This window comes from Xanthomonas arboricola (genome assembly GCF_003353015.1).
Classification (GTDB): Bacteria; Pseudomonadota; Gammaproteobacteria; order Xanthomonadales; family Xanthomonadaceae; genus Xanthomonas; species Xanthomonas arboricola_E.
In genome coordinates, this window is record NZ_QREM01000007.1 from 330,607 (window position 1) to 347,238 (window position 16,632).

Below are 16,632 nucleotides of genomic sequence, written 5' to 3' on the forward strand. Positions count from 1 at the left end.
AGTGATACCGCCACCGCGCGGCCAGGGCAATGACGCAAGTCACTGCCTGGCCATCCGGCCTGCGTGTCGCGCCCGGCACAACCGGCACAACCGGCACGGCACGCGGCCGCCAGCGGTGTCAGGCCAGCGCCGGCAACCACAACAGCAGGGCCGCGCCCAGCACGATGCGGTAGACCGCAAACACCGTGAAACGGTGCTTCTTGATGTAGCCCAGCAGCCACTTCACCACCACAAAACCGGTGATGGTCGCCGCCACGAAGGCCACCGCCACATCGGCCCAGTTCTCGCTGCCGAAGCCGCCTTCCTTGTACATCTCCAGCAGCGCATAACCGCTGGCCGCGAACATGGTCGGGATACCCACCATGAACACGAAATCCGCCGCCGCCGAGCGCTTGCTCAGGCCCAGCAGCATCGCCAGGAAGATCGCCGAGGCCGAGCGCGAGGTGCCGGGAAACACACCGGCCACCACCTGCGCCAGCCCCACCGCGATGGCCACCTTCCAGGTCACCACGTCGCGCTCGGGCAGTTTGCCGGCAAAGTGCTCGGCCACCAGCATCCACAGCCCGCCGATCAGCAGCGCCCAGGCCACCGGATGCACGGTCTCCGGCAGCTGCCAGCCGGCCTTGCGCACGACCAGGCCCACCACTGCAGTGACCAGAAAGGCCACGCCGATCTTGAGCACGTAGTCGCGGTTGGCGCGCTCGCCCAGGCCGGTGGCCAGGGTCCACAGCTTCTGCCGCAGCGCCAGGCAGATCGCCAGGATCGCGCCGGCCTGGATGACGATGTTGAAGAAGTCAGAACGGCGTCCGAGCCATTGTTCGGCGATCAGCAGGTGGCCGGTGCTGGAGATCGGCAGGAATTCGGTGAGGCCTTCGAGAATGCCCAACAGCAGGGCGGAAATCAGATCGGACATCGGACTGGAGAGGGGGAGGGGGGAGGCGTCAGGATAGTGCATTGCGGCATGCACCATATCGGTGCAGTATGCGACCGATTAGCACCTTTAAGGTGCTATCCAGGCGCGAGCGACCTCAAGCGATGCAAGCAAAATCAACGACTTGTGAAGATGCATCGCTTGGCATGGTCCCTGCTGTAGTTCCGCCCACGAGCCACTTAACTCCTGCAGAGGTTTCTTCCGATGTCCGTGGAAAATGTTGAAAAGCTGATCAAGGACAACAAGGTCGAGTTTGTCGACCTGCGCTTCGTCGATATGCGTGGTGTACAGCAGCACATCACCTTTCCGGCCAACATCATCGAGCCGGCGCTGTTCGAAGAAGGCAAGATGTTCGACGGCAGCTCGATCGCGGGTTGGAAGGGCATCAACGAGTCGGACATGGTCCTGCTCCCGGACGCCGGCACTGCGTACCTGGATCCGTTCTTCGCCGATCCGACCATCGTGCTGACCTGCGACATCCTCGATCCGGCCACCATGCAGAGCTATGAGCGCGACCCGCGCGGCATCGCCAAGCGCGCCGAGGCCTACCTGAAGTCCTCGGGCACCGCCGACCAGGCGTTCTTCGGCCCGGAGCCGGAATTCTTCATCTTCGATTCGGTGCGCTTTGCCAACGACATGGGCCACACCTTCTTCCAGGTCGGTTCGGAAGAGGCTGCCTGGAACACCGGCGCCAAGTACGACGGCGGCAACAGCGGCTACCGTCCGGGCGTGAAGGGTGGCTACTTCCCGGTCCCGCCGACCGACACGCTGCACGACCTGCGCGCGGAAATGATCAAGACGCTGGAGCAGGTCGGGATCGAGACCGAGGTGCACCACCACGAAGTGGCCACCGCCGGCCAGTGCGAGATCGGCACCAAGTTCAGCTCGCTGGTGCAGAAGGCCGACGAACTGCTGACGATGAAGTACATCATCAAGAACGTCGCCTACCGCAACGGCAAGACCGCGACCTTCATGCCCAAGCCCATCGTGGGCGACAACGGCTCGGGCATGCACGTGCACCAGTCGCTGACCAAGGGCGGCGTCAACCTGTTCTCCGGCGACGGCTACGGCGGCCTGTCGCAGATGGCGCTGTGGTACATCGGCGGCATCTTCAAGCATGCGCGTGCGATCAACGCCTTCTCCAACTCCGGCACCAACAGCTACAAGCGTCTGGTCCCGGGTTATGAGGCACCGGTGATGCTGGCCTATTCGGCCCGCAACCGCTCGGCTTCGTGCCGCATTCCGTGGGTCACCAACCCGAAGGCGCGCCGGATCGAGATGCGCTTCCCCGATCCGTTGCAGTCCGGCTACCTGACCTTCACCGCGCTGATGATGGCCGGCCTGGACGGCATCAAGAACCAGATCGACCCGGGCGCCCCGAGCGACAAGGACCTGTACGACCTGCCGCCGGAAGAAGAGAAGCTGATCCCGCAGGTCTGCTCCAGCCTGGACCAGGCACTGGAGGCGCTGGACAAGGACCGCGAGTTCCTCAAGGCCGGCGGGGTGATGAGCGACGACTTCATCGACGGCTACATCGCGCTGAAGATGCAGGAAGTCACCAAGTTCCGTGCTGCGACCCACCCGTTGGAGTACCAGCTGTACTACGGCAACTGAGTTCCACCGCGGCGATGGCGGAGGCCCCCCCTCCCACCTTCGCCATCGCCGCACATGTTCGATCGGTCCACGGCATCGGCCGTGGACCGAAGGGGTTTCGAGAGAGCACACAGTTCGCGACGCGCGGGCCTGACCTCTCCCACGAGGCGGATGCATCGGCATCGGCTGAGGTCTGCGCAATTGCGAACGAGCGGATGCCGGGGTTGGCATCCGGGTGAATGACACCGCCGGGCGGCGCAATGCCGGCCGGTTTTTTCCACCATTCGGGGTATGCGCATGAAATTGATCACCGCCATCATCCGGCCGTTCAAGCTCGACGAGGTCCGCGAGGCCTTGTCCGCAGCAGGCGTGTCGGGCATCACCGTGACCGAGGTCAAGGGCTTCGGGCGCCAGAAAGGCCACACCGAGCTGTACCGCGGCGCCGAGTACGTCGTCGATTTCCTGCCCAAGATCAAGATCGAGACGGTGGTGACCGACGACCGCCTGGACGCCGTGGTCGAGGCGATCCAGAACGCCGCCGGCACCGGCAAGATCGGCGACGGCAAGATCTTCGTGACCGCGATCGAGCAAGTGGTGCGCATCCGCACCGGCGAGATCGGCGCCGATGCGCTCTGAGTTCCCCACCTCCGGAGGTCGTATGAAGACAGCTCTGTTTGCCGGGTGGAAAGCCCGGTTCTATAGCGTGTGCATGCTGATGCTGTTCAGCGCGCTGGTGGTGGGCGGCATGGGCAGCGCGCATGCGCAGTCCACCCCGCAGGTCACCCCGCTGCCGACCGAGCCGGTCACCACCGAACCGCTGCCGTCGGCGCAGCCGCCCGCCGCCCCGGTGGCCGCCGCCGAGGCCGCGCCGGTGGTGGAGAAGGGCGATGTCGCCTGGATGCTGACCTCCACGCTGCTGGTGCTGCTGATGGTGGTGCCGGGCCTGGCGTTGTTCTATGGCGGCATGGTGCGCGCCAAGAACGTGTTGTCGGTGCTGATCCAGGTCGCGGTGGTGTTTTCGCTGCTGACCATCCTGTGGGTGGTGTACGGCTACAGCCTGGCGTTCTCCGGCGAAGGCCCGTGGATCGGCAACCTGGACAAGGCGCTGCTCAAGGGCGTGACGATCGAGACGTTGGCGGCCACCTTCACCAAGGGTGTCAGCCTGCCGGAATACGTGTTCGTGGCGTTCCAGGCGACCTTTGCCGGCATCACCGGTGCGCTGATCGTCGGCGCCTTTGCCGAACGCGCCAAGTTCGCCGCGGTGCTGCTGTTCTCGGTGATCTGGTTCACCTTCGGCTACCTGCCGCTGGCGCACATGGTCTGGGCCACCGGCGGCTACCTGTTCGGCCTGGGCGCGCTGGATTTTGCCGGCGGCACCGTGGTGCACATCAACGCCGGTATCGCCGGCCTGGTCGGCGCCTACTTCGTCGGCAAGCGGGCCGGCCTGGGCCGCGAGGCGATCAAGCCGCACAACGTGACCCTGACCTTCGTCGGTGCCTCGCTGCTGTGGGTGGGCTGGTTCGGCTTCAACGCCGGCTCCAACCTGGAAGCCAATGCCGGTGCGGCGCTGGCCTTCCTCAACACCTTGCTGGCGACCGCGGCCGCGATCCTGGGCTGGTCGCTGACCGAGAAGATCATCAAGGGCAAGTCGTCCGCGCTGGGTGTGGCCTCGGGCATGGTCGCCGGCCTGGTCGGCATCACTCCGGCCTGCGGCACGGTGGGTCCGTTCGGTGCGATCGTCATCGGCCTGGCCGCCGGCGTGCTGTGCGTCTGGGGCGTCACCGGCCTGAAGCGCCTGCTGGGTGCGGACGACAGCCTGGACGTGTTCGGCGTGCATGGCCTGGGCGGCATCATCGGCGCGATCCTGACCGGTGTGTTCTCGGCCGCTTCGCTGGGCGGCCAGAAGGGCGGCGACTACGACATCGTGCACCAGGTCGGCATCCAGGCGCTGGGCGTGGGCATCACCCTGGTGTGGATCGGCGTGGTGTCGGTGGTGGGCTTTTTGGTCGCCAAGCTGGTGTTCGGCCTGCGCGTCAGCGAGGAAGCCGAACGCGAGGGCCTGGATATCACCTCGCACGGCGAAGCGGCATACGAGTCCTGAGCATGCACACCCGCGGCCACACTGCCGCGGGTGGCGCAACGACCCGGCCGGGAAAGCCTCGCCGGGTCCGTTTTCCCCCGCCGCCGCGCCGGCTGCGGACCAACTGCCGAGGTGCCTGCATGACCAGCCCCACGCCCGTGACGGTCGGCGCGGACGCCCGCTGGATCGGTGCGACCTGCTGCCGTCCGGCCCCGATTCCCCGCATGCATGCTTCGCTTTGCGCGCCACCCGCGCAGGTCGAGCGTGCTTGCACTAAATTGGTGCAATGCTGATGTCCTCGTCCCTTCCATCGCTCGACAGCCTGGGCACACCGGTGGCCTGGGCCGATCGCGAGGGTCGCGTGCTGGGGGTCAATCCCGCCTTCGCACGCTGGCTCGGGGTCAGTGTGCGGCGCCTGGTCGATCAACCGCTGGCCGCGCTGGAGGTACAGGGCGATGCGCTGGCCCGCTTCCTGCTCAACGACGAGCGCGACGTGCTGCGCCTGCACCGGCTGGCTTTGGGCCTGCCCAATGACGCCCCGCGTTTTGCCGAAGGCTGGCTGTCGCGGCTGGACGATGGCGGCTGGCTGCTGGAAACCCACCCGGTCGACGAATTCCCCGCGCTGGACCCCACCCATGCGCTGCCCAATGCCTTGAGCGCCGCGCTCAAGGGCCTGGCGCACGAACTGCGCAATCCGCTGGCCGGGCTCAAGGGCGCGGCGCAGTTGCTGGCGCGGCGCTCGGCCGGGCGCGACGAGGACGAGCGCGAGCTGATCGAGTTGATCGGCACCGAAATCGAACGCCTCAATACCCTGCTCGAACGCCTGCTCTCGCCCACGCCGGCGCGCCCGCACGACCGCCTCAACATCCATGTCGTGCTCGAGCGCGTATTGCGCCTGGCCGAAGCCGAGGGCGGCTGGTCGGTGCAGGTGCAGCGCGACTACGACCCCAGCATTCCCGACATCCTCGGCGACGGCGACCGCCTGACCCAGGCGGTGTGGAACCTGGTGCGCAACGCGTTCCAGGCCGGCGCCACCCGCGTGACCCTGCGCACCCGCGTCGAGCACGGCCAGCGCATCCGCGACCGCGTGCATGCGATGTCGCTGCGGCTGGAAATCATCGACGACGGCGGCGGCGTGCCCGAGGAACTGGCCGAGCACCTGTTCCTGCCGCTGGTCAGCGGGCGCGCCGAAGGCAGCGGCCTGGGCCTGGCGCTGGCCCAGCAGGTCTCGCGCGAACACCACGGCACGCTGACCTACCGCTCGCGGCCGGGGCATACCGTCTTCACCCTGCTGTTGCCCGAGCTGGCCGGCGATCACGACAAGGAGCATCTGCATGGCTGAGGCCGCCGCCGCATCCCACCATATCTGGGTGGTCGACGACGACCGTTCGGTCCGCTTCGTGCTGTCCACCGCCTTGCGCGATGCCGGCTACGCGGTGGATGGTTTCGAGAGCGCCGCCGCCGCGTTGCAGGCACTGGCGATGCGGCCCACTCCGGATCTGCTGTTCACCGACGTGCGCATGCCCGGCGAAGACGGCCTGAGCCTGCTCGACAAGCTCAAGTCCAGGCACCCGCAACTGCCGGTGATCGTGATGTCGGCCTACACCGACGTCGCCAGCACCGCCGGCGCCTTCCGCGGCGGCGCACACGAGTTCCTGTCCAAGCCCTTCGATCTGGACGATGCGGTGGCCCTGGCCGCACGCGCGCTACCCGATGCCGATGCCGGTGTCGAAGAGATCATCGGCGCACCGTTGGCGGAAGGCTCGGCGGCGCTGATCGGCGACACCCCGGCGATGCAGGCGCTGTTCCGCGCGATCGGACGTCTCGCACAGGCGCCGCTGTCGGTGCTGATCAACGGCGAAACCGGCACCGGCAAGGAACTGGTCGCGCGCGCGCTGCACAACGAGTCGCCGCGCGCGCGCAAACCCTTCGTCGCGCTCAATACCGCTGCCATTCCGGCGGAGCTGCTGGAAAGCGAGTTGTTCGGCCACGAAACCGGCGCCTTCACCGGCGCCACCAAACGCCACATCGGCCGCTTCGAACAGGCCGATGGCGGCACGCTGTTCCTGGACGAGATCGGCGACATGCCGCTGCCGTTGCAGACCCGTTTGCTGCGCGTCCTGGCCGAGAACGAATTCTTCCGTGTCGGCGGGCGCGAGTTGATCCGCGTCGATGTGCGCGTGATCGCCGCCACCCACCAGGACCTGGAGGCGCTGGTCGAACAAGGCCGCTTCCGTGCCGACCTGCTGCATCGCCTGGACGTGGTACGTCTGCAATTGCCGCCGTTGCGCGAGCGCCGCGGCGACATCGCGCAACTGGCCGAAAATTTCCTGGCCATGGCCGGGCGCAAGCTCGACATGCTGCCCAAGCGGCTGTCCTCGGCCGCACTGGAACAACTGCGCCACTACGATTGGCCGGGCAACGTGCGCGAACTGGAAAACGTGTGCTGGCGCCTGGCGGCCCTGGCCACTGCCGACATCATCGACGTGGTCGACGTGGAATCGGCACTGGCACGCGGTGGCCGCCGCCAGCGCGCCGGCCGGGGCGACGGGCAATGGGACGAGATGCTCTCCAGCTGGGCCGCGCAACGGCTGAGCGAAGGTGCCCAGGGCCTGCATGCCGAAGCGCGCGAACGCCTGGACAAGACCCTGCTCGAAGCCGCCCTGCAACTGACCCAGGGCCGCCGCGCCGAAGCCGCCGCACGCCTGGGCCTGGGCCGCAACACCGTCACCCGCAAGCTTGGCCCGGGACGCAAGCGCCGCTGATTAGCCCACACCCGCAGTCGATCCCCTCTACCGCCTGCGGGAGCAGGGTTGGGGTGAGGGGGCCTGCGAAGAGCCGTACTGCGCGCGCAGGTGGTCAGGCCAAGCAGCGAACCAGGCAGGATTGACGCGCATCACGCCGGCAAGCGCGTATGCGCCGGCCGTTTTTTGCTAGCACGTGCCCCGGTCCCGATTATCTGGCGACGCACGAGGCCCCCATCCGCCCTTCGGGTACCTTCCCCCGCACGCGGGAGAAGGCAAGGGCGCGCTGTCTCTTATACACATCTNGGCATAAATCTTCGCAGTCGAGCCCCTCTCCCGCCTGCGGGAGAGGGGTTGGGGTGAGGGCGCTTTTACACACCTCCCGGCTCGCGACACCAGCCCCGTAAACTCCCGGGTTGCCCAGGCGCATTTCATGACACGTGAACATGCGCCCGCATAGGTTTTCAGCCTGATCAGGAGAACAGCTCCATGCGTTACCGGTCGCCCACGATCGTTGCCCTTACTGCGCTGGCGCTTGCCGCCTGCAGCAGCACGCCACCGCCTCCGCCGCCTCCACCCCCGGTGGCGCGGGTCGTACCCGTCCGTCCGGTCCAGCAGGCCGAAGCGGTGTTGGCCTCGGCATCGGGCAGCCTGGTCAGCGGCCGGGTGGTGCTGGTGCCTGCGTTGCAGGGTATCCGTATCACCGGCACGGTCGGTGGACTGCGCCCCGGCGGCGTGGCCGGTTTCCATGTGCACGAACGCGGCGACTGCAGCGCCGCCGACGCCAGCAGCGCCGGTGCGCACTTCAATCCCGCCGGTGCGCCGCACGGGCGTGCCGGCAGCACTCCCCACCACGCCGGCGACATGGACAACCTGCGTGCCGATGCCGAAGGTGTCGCGCATCTGGACATGATCGTCGCCGGCATCACCCTGGGCGATGCCGCGCCCACCGACGTGGTTGGCAAGTCGCTGGTCGTGCATGCCGATGCCGACGACTATCGCAGCCAACCCAGCGGCAATGCCGGCGCGCGGCTGGCCTGCGGCGTCATCCGCGTCACCCAGTGGCGCACACCCCCTTCGCAGCCCTGAGTCGGGGCACCCCTGGCTGCAGCTGCGGCCTTTCTACAGGAGTTTCTTCATGCGCATTCTTCCAACCACGTTGTTCCTGGCCACCGCGCTGGTGCTGACCGCATGCAAGCGCGACGAACCTGCACCGGCCGATCCTGCACCCGCACCGCAGGCCGGCGCACCGGCCGAGGCAGCGCATGGTGGCGAACACGCCGCGTCGATGGTCACCGAAGCGGCGGCCACCACCACCGCAACCGCCGAGCTCAAGCCGACCAAGGGCAGCGAGGTCAAGGGCACGGTGAGCTTCAAGATCGTCGATGGCGCGCTGCGCGTCACCGGCCAGCTCAGTGGCCTCAAGCCCGACAGCGAACACGGTTTCCATATCCACGAAAAGGGCGATTGCAGCGCACCGGACGGCAGCAGTGCCGGTGGCCACTTCAACCCGGCCCAATCCAATCACGGCGCCGTCAGTGCCGACCCGCACCACGGCGGCGACATGCCCAACATCAAGGCCGATGCACAGGGCAATGCCAGCATCGACGGCCCGGTGTCGAGCAATGTCAATCTGGGCAAGGCCGACCAGTTCGATATCGCCGGCCACGCGGTGATCGTGCATGCCGATGCCGACGACTACAAGACCCAGCCCACCGGTAACGCCGGCGGTCGCCTGGCCTGCGGCGTGATCACCACCGACAACGCGCCCGCACCGACGAAGTAAACGTGATGGTCACGCCGCAATGCCAAAGCACACGTAGGAGCGCGCTTGCGCGCGATGAGGCNTGATCACCACCGACAACGCGCCCGCACCGACGAAGTAAACGTGATGGTCACGCCGCAATGCCAAAGCACACGTAGGAGCGCGCTTGCGCGCGATGAGGCGTTACCGGGAACGGAGCCTTATCAATAGGAGCGGGCTTGCGTGCGAAGAAGCGTTACCGGGAACAGAGCCTTATCGATAACGCTCCATCGCGCGCAAGCGCGCTCCTACCGGGCCATGGTGGTGCGCGTGGAGGGCTGCGATGCGTTCAAGGGCCAGCGCACCGAGGGCAATGCGGTCGAACAACCGGCGTGCCATCGTGACGATCGCGCGCCACTGCACGGCATGCATGTAACCCGCTGCCTTCAGAAGACGTAGCACCGTAAAGACGTAGCACCGTAGGAGCGCGCTTGCGCGCGATGGGGCGTTACCGGGAACAGAGCCTTATCGATAACGCTCCATCGCGCGCNCCCGCTGCCTTCAGAAGACGTAGCACCGTAAAGACGTAGCACCGTAGGAGCGCGCTTGCGCGCGATGGGGCGTTACCGGGAACAGAGCCTTATCGATAACGCTCCATCGCGCGCAAGCGCGCTCCTACCAGGCCATGGTGGTGCGCGTGGAGGGCGGCGATGCGTTCAAGCGGCCAGCGCACCGACGGCAATGCGGTCGAACAACCGGCGTGCCATCGTGACCATCGCCCGCCACTGCACGGCGTGCATGTAGCCCGCTGCCTTCAGAAGACGTAGCACCGTAAAGACGTAGCACCGTAGGAGCGCGCTTGCGCGCGATGGGGCGTTACCGGGAANTGCATGTAGCCCGCTGCCTTCAGAAGACGTAGCACCGTAAAGACGTAGCACCGTAGGAGCGCGCTTGCGCGCGATGGGGCGTTACCGGGAAAGGATCCTCACCGACAATGCCCCAGCGCGTAGCACCCTATCGCGCGCAAGCGCGCAACTGCAGGCACGACCGCCCGCCATAAAGCACAGCCAGGCTGGAGCCCCGACGCGGATACCGAGATCCCCGACCCGCACGGTCACGCAGGCGTCGCGGACACCTGCAGGTTGCTCATGCGGACAAGGCCTGGCGCGGATCCTGGCCCGGCTCCACATGCACGTACAGCACCGGCAGCCCGTGCGCTTCCAGCACCGCGGCCATTTGCCGCTGGCGCGAGAGGAATTGTTCGTACACCCCGCGCAGGCGCTCGCAATCCTCGCGGTCGTGCGCGTAGTAATCACACCAGCCGGCCGGGTCGAACAGCGCGATGCGCACTTCGCCCTCGATATAGCGCAGCACCGGCTCGGGCGGCTGTTCCAGCCACTCGTCGGTGTGCGGCGCAAGCAGGGCGGCTTCGATCAGTGGCCATAACGGCGCCAGGCCCTGGTTGTCGTACTGCATCGAGATCATCGCCGCCAGATCGTGCGCGGTGAGATAACGCGCATGCTCGATGCGTGCGCCGAAGCTTTCCTGCGCCAGCAGCGCGGTATCGGCTTGCGCCATGCCCTGGGCCAGCAGCACCTCTTCCATCGCATCGGCCACCTTCGCCACGGTCTGCGGATCGCCGGAGAGCAGGAACGGCAGCACGCGCAGGCCGCCGCCGGTCAGCTGGGCGTCGGCCTGGAAGGGCAGGGGAATCTCGCCCTGGGCATCGGCGCCAAACGCCAGCACGCGCGGACCCTGGTCGCGCCCGGGCGCACGTGCCTGCAGCTCCTCCAGCCGGCGATGCAGCGGCCAGCCCGGCCGCAGCACTTCGGCCGGGTCGAAATGCGCCATTGCCACGCTGAGCTCAAGCTCGCGGATGTCGGGGACCCATTGCGCCAGGTCGCGGCCGATGCGTTCGGCCAGCATGCCGGCCTGTTCCGGCGCCAGGGCGCCGCGCTCGGGGGCGGTGCCGCCCGTCAGTTCCAGCGCCATCACACCCATGGCGGTCACGCGGTGTTCGGTCTTGCTCATGATTCGCGGTTGGCCCATCACGGGGTCGAAGCTACACTGCGGCCATTATGCCTGCCGGCCCTGTGCAGGCCATGTCCCCGAGTCCTCCATGCCAGGTCAACCGATGCCCGCAGCCCGTCCCGTCGCCATCCTGGGTGGCGTTCGTATCCCGTTCTGTCGTCAGAACACCGCTTATGCGGACGTAGGCAACCTGGGCATGTCGGTGCGCACGCTGGGCGCGCTGGTCGAGCGCTTCGGGCTGCATGGCCAGCAACTGGGCGAAGTGGCGATGGGGGCGGTGATCAAGCACTCCTCGGACTGGAACCTGGCCCGCGAGGCGGCGCTGTCGTCCGGGCTGTCGCCGCTGACGCCGGGCATCACCCTGCAGCGCGCCTGCGGCACCAGCCTGGATTCGGTAATCACCATCGCCAACAAGATCGCGCTGGGCCAGATCGATTCGGGCATCGGCGGCGGCTCGGACACGACCTCGGAGGTGCCGATCGTCTATGGCAAGAAGCTGCGCGCGCGGCTGATGGCCGCCAACCGCGCAAAGGCCACCGGCGACAAGCTCAAGGCCCTGCTGCGCGGCTTCAAGCTGAGCGAACTCAAGCCCGAATTTCCGGGCGTGGCCGAGCCGCGCACCGGCAAGAGCATGGGCGACCACTGCGAGGACATGGCCAAGCAATGGAACATCTCGCGCGATTCGCAGGACGAATGGGCGGTGTCCTCGCACCACAAGCTGGCTGCCGCCTATGAGCGCGGCTTCTTCGACTCGCTGGTCGCGCCGTTCCGCGGCGTCTCGCGCGACAACATCCTGCGCGCCGACACCTCGCTGGAAAAGCTGGCCACGCTGCGCCCGGCGTTCGACAAGAGTTCCGGCCGTGGCACGCTGACCGCAGCCAATTCCACCCCGCTGACCGACGGCGCTGCGGCAGTGCTGCTGTCCAGCGAAGCCTGGGCGCTGGCGCACGGCCACACCCCGATGGCCTACCTGCGCGATGCGCAGGTGTCGGCGGTGGATTTCGTGCATGGCGAAGGCCTGCTGATGGCGCCGACCATTGCGGTGCCGCAGATGCTGGCGCGCCAGGGCCTGACCCTGCAGGACTTCGACATCTACGAAATCCACGAGGCGTTCGCCGCCCAGGTGCTGTGCACGCTGCGCGCCTGGGAAAGCGAGGATTACTGCCGCAATCGCCTGGGGCTGGAGGCGCCGCTGGGCCGTATCGACCCGGACAAGATCAACCCGCTGGGCTCGTCGCTGGCCACCGGCCACCCGTTCGCCGCCACCGGCGCGCGCGTGGTGGCCACCGCCGCCAAGCAGCTGGAGGAGCGCGGCGGCGGCCGCGCGCTGATTTCGATCTGCACCGCCGGCGGCATGGGCGTGGTGGCCATCGTCGAGCGCTGACGCTGCTGCGCAGCGAGGGATTGGGCATTCGGGATTGGGGATTCGCAAAAGCAGAAGCGGAAACCTGGTTTTTACAAATCCCGAATTTCTAATCCCCAATCCCCAACCTGCAAGGATGCATGGATGCCGAACATTGATTCGCGCGAACCCGCTACCCCTATCTGCCTCCGGCGCACGCTGCCGTGTGGTGCGAGGGCGATGTGCTGGTGTGCACGCCGGGCGCCGATCTGCCGCCGCGGTGCATCAAGTGCAATGCGCCGGCCGACACTTCGCCGCGCCGCTACATCTTCCATTGGCACCACCCGGCGATCTACCTGGCGCTGCTGATGGGCGTATTGCCGTACCTGATCCTGGCCATCGTGCTGCGCAAGCGCGCCGCGCATGTGGTGACCTTATGCCTGCAGCACGAGCGGCGCCGGGTGCGCTGTGCGGTCATCGCCAGAGCGTCGGTGTTGCCATTGCTGGCAGGTGGCCTGGCGCTGGATGGCGCGATCGGCTGGCTGGCCGGCGCGGGCGTGATGGCAGTCATGCTGTTGATCGGCAGACTGGGTTCGCGTGTCTTGTCGCCGCACTCGGTCGACGATGCGCAGTCGCGTTTCCTGGGCGCCTGCGATGCGTTCTTGCACGAGTTGCCGGCGCCACCCCGGCGCGCACGCGATTGGTAATTTGTGGCGGTGCGCCTGCACACGCCTTCAGAGCGGTTGTGCGTCTCGCTCCTGCAGATCTCCCGGCAAACCGGTAAACCTGTGTAGCGGTTCTCGCGTGCAGACGCGGACAAAGCAAAAGCCCCGGACAGGCCGGGGCTTTTGCTTTGTCCGCGCAGCATTGCCTTACCGATCAGACCCCAGCGATCAAGGCAGGCGATCGTCCGGTGCGAGCGGGTCGGCCGGCGGCGTTGGGTATGCCGATACGATCGGCCCGCGCAGCGACTGCTGCGGCAGGCCCTCGTGCACCGGCTCGCCGCGTGCGGCGCGCAGGGCATTGGCGTAGCAGTGCTGCGCGGACAGCAGATCACCCGCGGCGGCAAAGCCGTGGCCAAGCTCTTCCCAAGCCTCGCTGCCTGCGCCATTGGCCACCGCGCGATGCAGGAACTCTTCGGCCTGCGACCACTGCTGCTGGTGCCGTGCCAGGCGTGCAAGGGTCAGCAGCAGGCCCGGGCTGTCCGGGTACTGGGTCAGCCAACGCTGCGCACTGGCGCGGCGTGAATCGTATTTTTCCAATGGCAGCACGCCGTACAGACGCACCAGCGATTCGTCCCACTGCGCGTCCAGCGCCTGTTCCAGGCTGTGCACCGCCGCGTCGTCCCAGTGCAGCACCGCCGCGCGCTGTGCGTAGGCGCCCACCACCGCGGGATAGGTACGCAGTGGTTTGGGCAGTGCTTCCCAGCGTTCGGCCAGGGCATTGGCATCGCCGGCCTGCAACAGCGTCTGCTCGGCCAGTGTGGCTTCCAGTGTGGCGTAGGCCTCCGGTGCCAGCACCGCCTGCTGACGCAATGCGCCGAGCTGGCCATAGGCCTCGTCGGCACGCCCGATCTGCGCCAGGGCATGCGTGCGCAGCAGCAGCCCGCGTGCCGGCAGCGGCTGCGCGTTGGCAGCATCGAGGGCGTTGATCGCTTCGACCGGGCGTTCCCGCGCCAGATGTCGTTCGCCCTGCAGCAACGCATGCGCGGTGGGATCGCGTTCGGCCAATTGCTGGGCCAGCGCGTTGGCCGCCACCGCATCGCCGCGTGCATCGGCAACCCGCACCGCACTGGCCAGGGCGATGCCGCTGACGTCGGCATCCTCGCTGGCGTTGACCAACAGGCGCTCGGCACGCTGCCACTGGCCATGATCGGCTGCGCGCAGGCCTTCGATCAGGCGGGCGCGGCCCTTCTTGCGGCGGTACTTGCCCCAGACCCGGAACGGCAGGCTGACCAGCGTCCACACCAGCCACAGCACCAGCAGCGCGATGACCAGGATCAGCAGCGCCTGTGGCATGGCGGCGCGATAGTCGTTGCCGCCGACGCTGACCACCACATTGCCCAGGTCGTAACTGGTCTGATGCGACAGCCATTGCGCACCGAGCACGCCCAACGCCACGGCAACCAACAGGATCAAGACGGTACGCAACACTTTCATTGGGTGGATCTCCCTTCACGCATGGCCTGCAGTTGCAGCAGGGTGGTGCCCAGTTCCGGCAGGCTCGGACGCAGTGGCGCTTGTTGCAGCGCGCGCAGGCGCGTACGCGCCTGGCGACGTTGTGGCGAATCCGGCCATAGCCGGGTGGTCCAGGTGTCCACGCGGCGCAGCGATTGCGCAAAGCCGGCGACATCGCCGCGCTCGGCTGCGGCGCGCGCCAGGCTGACTTCGATCTGCAGCGCATCGCGCGCGGCGTGGCGGTCGCCGCCGGTCAGCAGCGCATCGCCACGGCTGGGACGGATATCCACCAGCGGTGCCAGCGCTTGCTGCCACCACGGCTGGGCCGCGTCGTTGTCCTTGACTGTCTGTTCGGGCAGGCGCTGCAGGTCGCCGGCCAGCTGATCCAGGGTTTGACCAGCCTGCGCCTGCGGACCGGCGCCGAGGCGATCCAGTGCATCGCGTTCCTGCACCAGCGCCTGGCGCAGATTGAGATAGCCGGGGTCGTCGATGCCGTTGAGTGCGGCATTGGCCAGCGCGTAGGCACGGCGGGCGCCGTCGGCGTCGCCGGCGATGCTCAGCCGCTGCTGGCCAAGCCGCAGCAGCAGTTCCACCTCATCCAGCCGCAGCGCCTGCGCACCGTGGCGGTTGGGATCGGCAAGCTTTTGCACGGTTTCCTCGAGCAGGGCGCTGCGCTGGCCCAGGCCGAGCATCTCGTCGCGCAGCACGCGGTTGGTGGCTGCCGCATCCGCCAGGCGTTCATTGGCCAGGCGTTGGTCGCGGCGCAGCGTCTCCAGCATCTGCTGGGTGCCATCCCAGCGCTGCTGCTGCGCCTCGGCGGCCTGCAACTGCGCGCTCTGATAGCCCTGCCATGCGCGCCAACCGAGGAACAGCGCCACGCCCACGGCAGCCAGCGCGACCACGAGCAGCAGCCATGCCAGGGGAAAGCGTCGCGTGGAAGCGGGCAGTTCGGTCATTCGTCCATCCTCGCGCGGTCATGACGGGTGCAGGTGCCGCAGTCATCCGGCACAGCATGGCGTGCAGCGGCAGACAGCCGCAAGCCATGCTTGAGTTCCAAGTTCAGCAAGGTCGCGATGGTGTCACGATTGCGGCGGCGGCAGCGGCCAGTTGCTCGGGCAATGGGCCTGCGGCGCGCACCGCATGCGTGAAGCCGGCAGCGTGGGCCGATTCCAGCATGCGTTCGCTGGAGGCCACCACCGGGCGTTGCCGCAATGCCTCGGTCAGCGATCCGGGCAACTGCTGCAGCACCAGCGTCAGCGCCTCGGCGCTGCTCAGCGCCAGGACACATCCCGGCAGCGCATCGGCCAGCGCCTGCACTGACGAGGCGCGCAGGCGCAGCGCCACGCGCTGATAGACATCGGCGCGCAGGATGCGGGCGCCACGCTGCTCCAGGGCCGGCACCAGCATGCCGCGCCCGCCGGGGGCGGTGATCAGCCCGACCGCCTGCAGCGGTTGGTGGAACAGCGGCAGCGCGAGCAGGCCCTCGCTGTCCATGCGTGCCGGGCGTATCACCGTGTCGATGCCGCAGGCCTGCAGCGCGCGCGCGGTGCCGTCGCCCACGCTCACCCACTGCGCCTGCGCCGGCTGCTGCAGCTGCACCAGGCGATGCGCCGCATGCACCGCGGCCGGGCTGGTGAACACCGCGATCGGCGCGTGCAAGGCCTGGTGCAGTGCGGCCAATACCTGCGGGGTGTGGTCGGTCTGCAGCCGCCACGGCGACAGCGCCAGCAACCGTCCGCCGTGCCGCGCGGCGGCCCGCCGCAGCGGCGCGTGTGCACCGCTGGGCCGCAGCGAGATCAGGGTCCAGGCGTCGGCAACCGGGGTGGGAGGTGTCATCCGGTGATTATGCGAGAGCCGTGACGCATCGGGGCGGCTGTCGCGCGCTGCGATGGCGCTGACGGCGACAGGATCCTCGCTTCTGGTCGCGCCTTGCGCGGCGGCTTGGTGCGCTGCCTGCGTTTCTGCGGCCAGAACCTCGTCCCCGGGGCCC

General features: G+C 67.8%; 13 protein-coding genes and 1 pseudogene. 9 read left to right on the forward strand and 5 right to left on the reverse strand.

The genetic code is table 11. The annotated features are described in order from the left end of the window. Positions 1-118: 118 nt before the first annotated feature. Positions 119-913, reverse strand: coding sequence for an undecaprenyl-diphosphate phosphatase (locus C0541_RS04810; protein ID WP_115046249.1), 795 nt, complete (start codon positions 911-913; stop codon positions 119-121). A gap of 222 nt (positions 914-1,135) precedes the next feature. Here C0541_RS04810 and glnA point away from each other — a divergent pair, with 222 nt between their 5' ends. From glnA to C0541_RS04845, 7 genes are all read left to right on the forward strand, one after another. Further along, positions 1,136-2,545 (forward strand): type I glutamate--ammonia ligase, encoded by a 1,410-nt coding sequence (gene glnA / locus C0541_RS04815; RefSeq protein ID WP_006449210.1) that lies wholly within the window; start codon positions 1,136-1,138, stop codon positions 2,543-2,545. Between the two features lie 276 nt (positions 2,546-2,821). Beyond that, the gene (locus C0541_RS04820; protein ID WP_002808480.1) at positions 2,822-3,160 is read left to right on the forward strand and encodes a P-II family nitrogen regulator; all 339 of its coding nucleotides are present in this window, start codon (positions 2,822-2,824) and stop codon (positions 3,158-3,160) included. A 22-nt stretch (positions 3,161-3,182) separates the two neighbouring features. Continuing rightward, positions 3,183-4,625 carry an ammonium transporter gene (locus tag C0541_RS04825; protein WP_115046252.1) on the forward strand — a complete coding sequence of 481 codons (1,443 nt, stop codon included), beginning with the start codon at positions 3,183-3,185 and terminating at the stop codon, positions 4,623-4,625. Positions 4,626-4,890: 265 nt separating this feature from the next. Next, the gene (locus C0541_RS04830; RefSeq protein WP_161959885.1) at positions 4,891-5,946 is read left to right on the forward strand and encodes a two-component system sensor histidine kinase NtrB; all 1,056 of its coding nucleotides are present in this window, start codon (positions 4,891-4,893) and stop codon (positions 5,944-5,946) included. Further along, positions 5,939-7,369, forward strand: a complete 1,431-nt coding sequence (gene ntrC, locus C0541_RS04835; RefSeq protein WP_115046254.1) for a nitrogen regulation protein NR(I) — start codon at positions 5,939-5,941, stop codon at positions 7,367-7,369. The genes C0541_RS04830 and ntrC overlap by 8 nt, the downstream gene beginning before the upstream one ends. A 468-nt stretch (positions 7,370-7,837) precedes the next feature. Next, positions 7,838-8,437: a superoxide dismutase family protein gene (locus tag C0541_RS04840; RefSeq protein ID WP_161959886.1), complete on the forward strand. Its 600-nt coding sequence runs from the start codon at positions 7,838-7,840 to the stop codon at positions 8,435-8,437. A 49-nt stretch (positions 8,438-8,486) separates the two neighbouring features. Then, a complete protein-coding gene (locus tag C0541_RS04845) occupies positions 8,487-9,134 on the forward strand; it encodes a superoxide dismutase family protein (protein WP_115046260.1) in 648 nt (215 codons plus the stop codon). 1,104 nt (positions 9,135-10,238) lie between these two features. Here the strand turns inward: C0541_RS04845 and C0541_RS04850 are convergent. Further along, positions 10,239-11,123, reverse strand: a complete 885-nt coding sequence (locus tag C0541_RS04850; protein ID WP_161959887.1) for a hypothetical protein — start codon at positions 11,121-11,123, stop codon at positions 10,239-10,241. Between the two features lie 88 nt (positions 11,124-11,211). On the opposite strand from C0541_RS04850, the gene C0541_RS04855 reads away from it, so the two are divergent. Together C0541_RS04855 and C0541_RS04860 are read left to right on the forward strand one after the other, a co-directional pair. Beyond that, positions 11,212-12,507: an acetyl-CoA C-acetyltransferase gene (locus C0541_RS04855; protein ID WP_115046266.1), complete on the forward strand. Its 1,296-nt coding sequence runs from the start codon at positions 11,212-11,214 to the stop codon at positions 12,505-12,507. A gap of 123 nt (positions 12,508-12,630) precedes the next feature. After that, positions 12,631-13,172: pseudogene (locus C0541_RS04860) on the forward strand (hypothetical protein). A gap of 186 nt (positions 13,173-13,358) precedes the next feature. On the opposite strand, the gene C0541_RS04865 reads toward C0541_RS04860, so the two are convergent. The 3 genes from C0541_RS04865 to C0541_RS04875 form a co-directional block, all read right to left on the reverse strand. Beyond that, a complete protein-coding gene (locus C0541_RS04865; RefSeq protein ID WP_115046268.1) occupies positions 13,359-14,624 on the reverse strand; it encodes a heme biosynthesis protein HemY in 1,266 nt (421 codons plus the stop codon). After that, positions 14,621-15,598: a uroporphyrinogen-III C-methyltransferase gene (locus tag C0541_RS04870; RefSeq protein ID WP_115046270.1), complete on the reverse strand. Its 978-nt coding sequence runs from the start codon at positions 15,596-15,598 to the stop codon at positions 14,621-14,623. The genes C0541_RS04865 and C0541_RS04870 overlap by 4 nt, the downstream gene beginning before the upstream one ends. Before the next feature lie 103 nt (positions 15,599-15,701). Beyond that, positions 15,702-16,532 carry a uroporphyrinogen-III synthase gene (locus tag C0541_RS04875; protein ID WP_274519093.1) on the reverse strand — a complete coding sequence of 277 codons (831 nt, stop codon included), beginning with the start codon at positions 16,530-16,532 and terminating at the stop codon, positions 15,702-15,704. Between the last annotated feature and the right edge of the window lie 100 nt (positions 16,533-16,632).

Coding starts and splice junctions, on each gene's coding strand:
- C0541_RS04810 (WP_115046249.1), bottom strand. CDS start 913: ATGTCCGATCTGATTTCCGCCCTGCTGTTGGGCATTCTCGAAGGCCTC.
- glnA (WP_006449210.1), top strand. CDS start 1,136: ATGTCCGTGGAAAATGTTGAAAAGCTGATCAAGGACAACAAGGTCGAG.
- C0541_RS04820 (WP_002808480.1), top strand. CDS start 2,822: ATGAAATTGATCACCGCCATCATCCGGCCGTTCAAGCTCGACGAGGTC.
- C0541_RS04825 (WP_115046252.1), top strand. CDS start 3,183: ATGAAGACAGCTCTGTTTGCCGGGTGGAAAGCCCGGTTCTATAGCGTG.
- C0541_RS04830 (WP_161959885.1), top strand. CDS start 4,891: ATGCTGATGTCCTCGTCCCTTCCATCGCTCGACAGCCTGGGCACACCG.
- ntrC (WP_115046254.1), top strand. CDS start 5,939: ATGGCTGAGGCCGCCGCCGCATCCCACCATATCTGGGTGGTCGACGAC.
- C0541_RS04840 (WP_161959886.1), top strand. CDS start 7,838: ATGCGTTACCGGTCGCCCACGATCGTTGCCCTTACTGCGCTGGCGCTT.
- C0541_RS04845 (WP_115046260.1), top strand. CDS start 8,487: ATGCGCATTCTTCCAACCACGTTGTTCCTGGCCACCGCGCTGGTGCTG.
- C0541_RS04850 (WP_161959887.1), bottom strand. CDS start 11,123: ATGAGCAAGACCGAACACCGCGTGACCGCCATGGGTGTGATGGCGCTG.
- C0541_RS04855 (WP_115046266.1), top strand. CDS start 11,212: ATGCCAGGTCAACCGATGCCCGCAGCCCGTCCCGTCGCCATCCTGGGT.
- C0541_RS04865 (WP_115046268.1), bottom strand. CDS start 14,624: ATGAAAGTGTTGCGTACCGTCTTGATCCTGTTGGTTGCCGTGGCGTTG.
- C0541_RS04870 (WP_115046270.1), bottom strand. CDS start 15,598: ATGACCGAACTGCCCGCTTCCACGCGACGCTTTCCCCTGGCATGGCTG.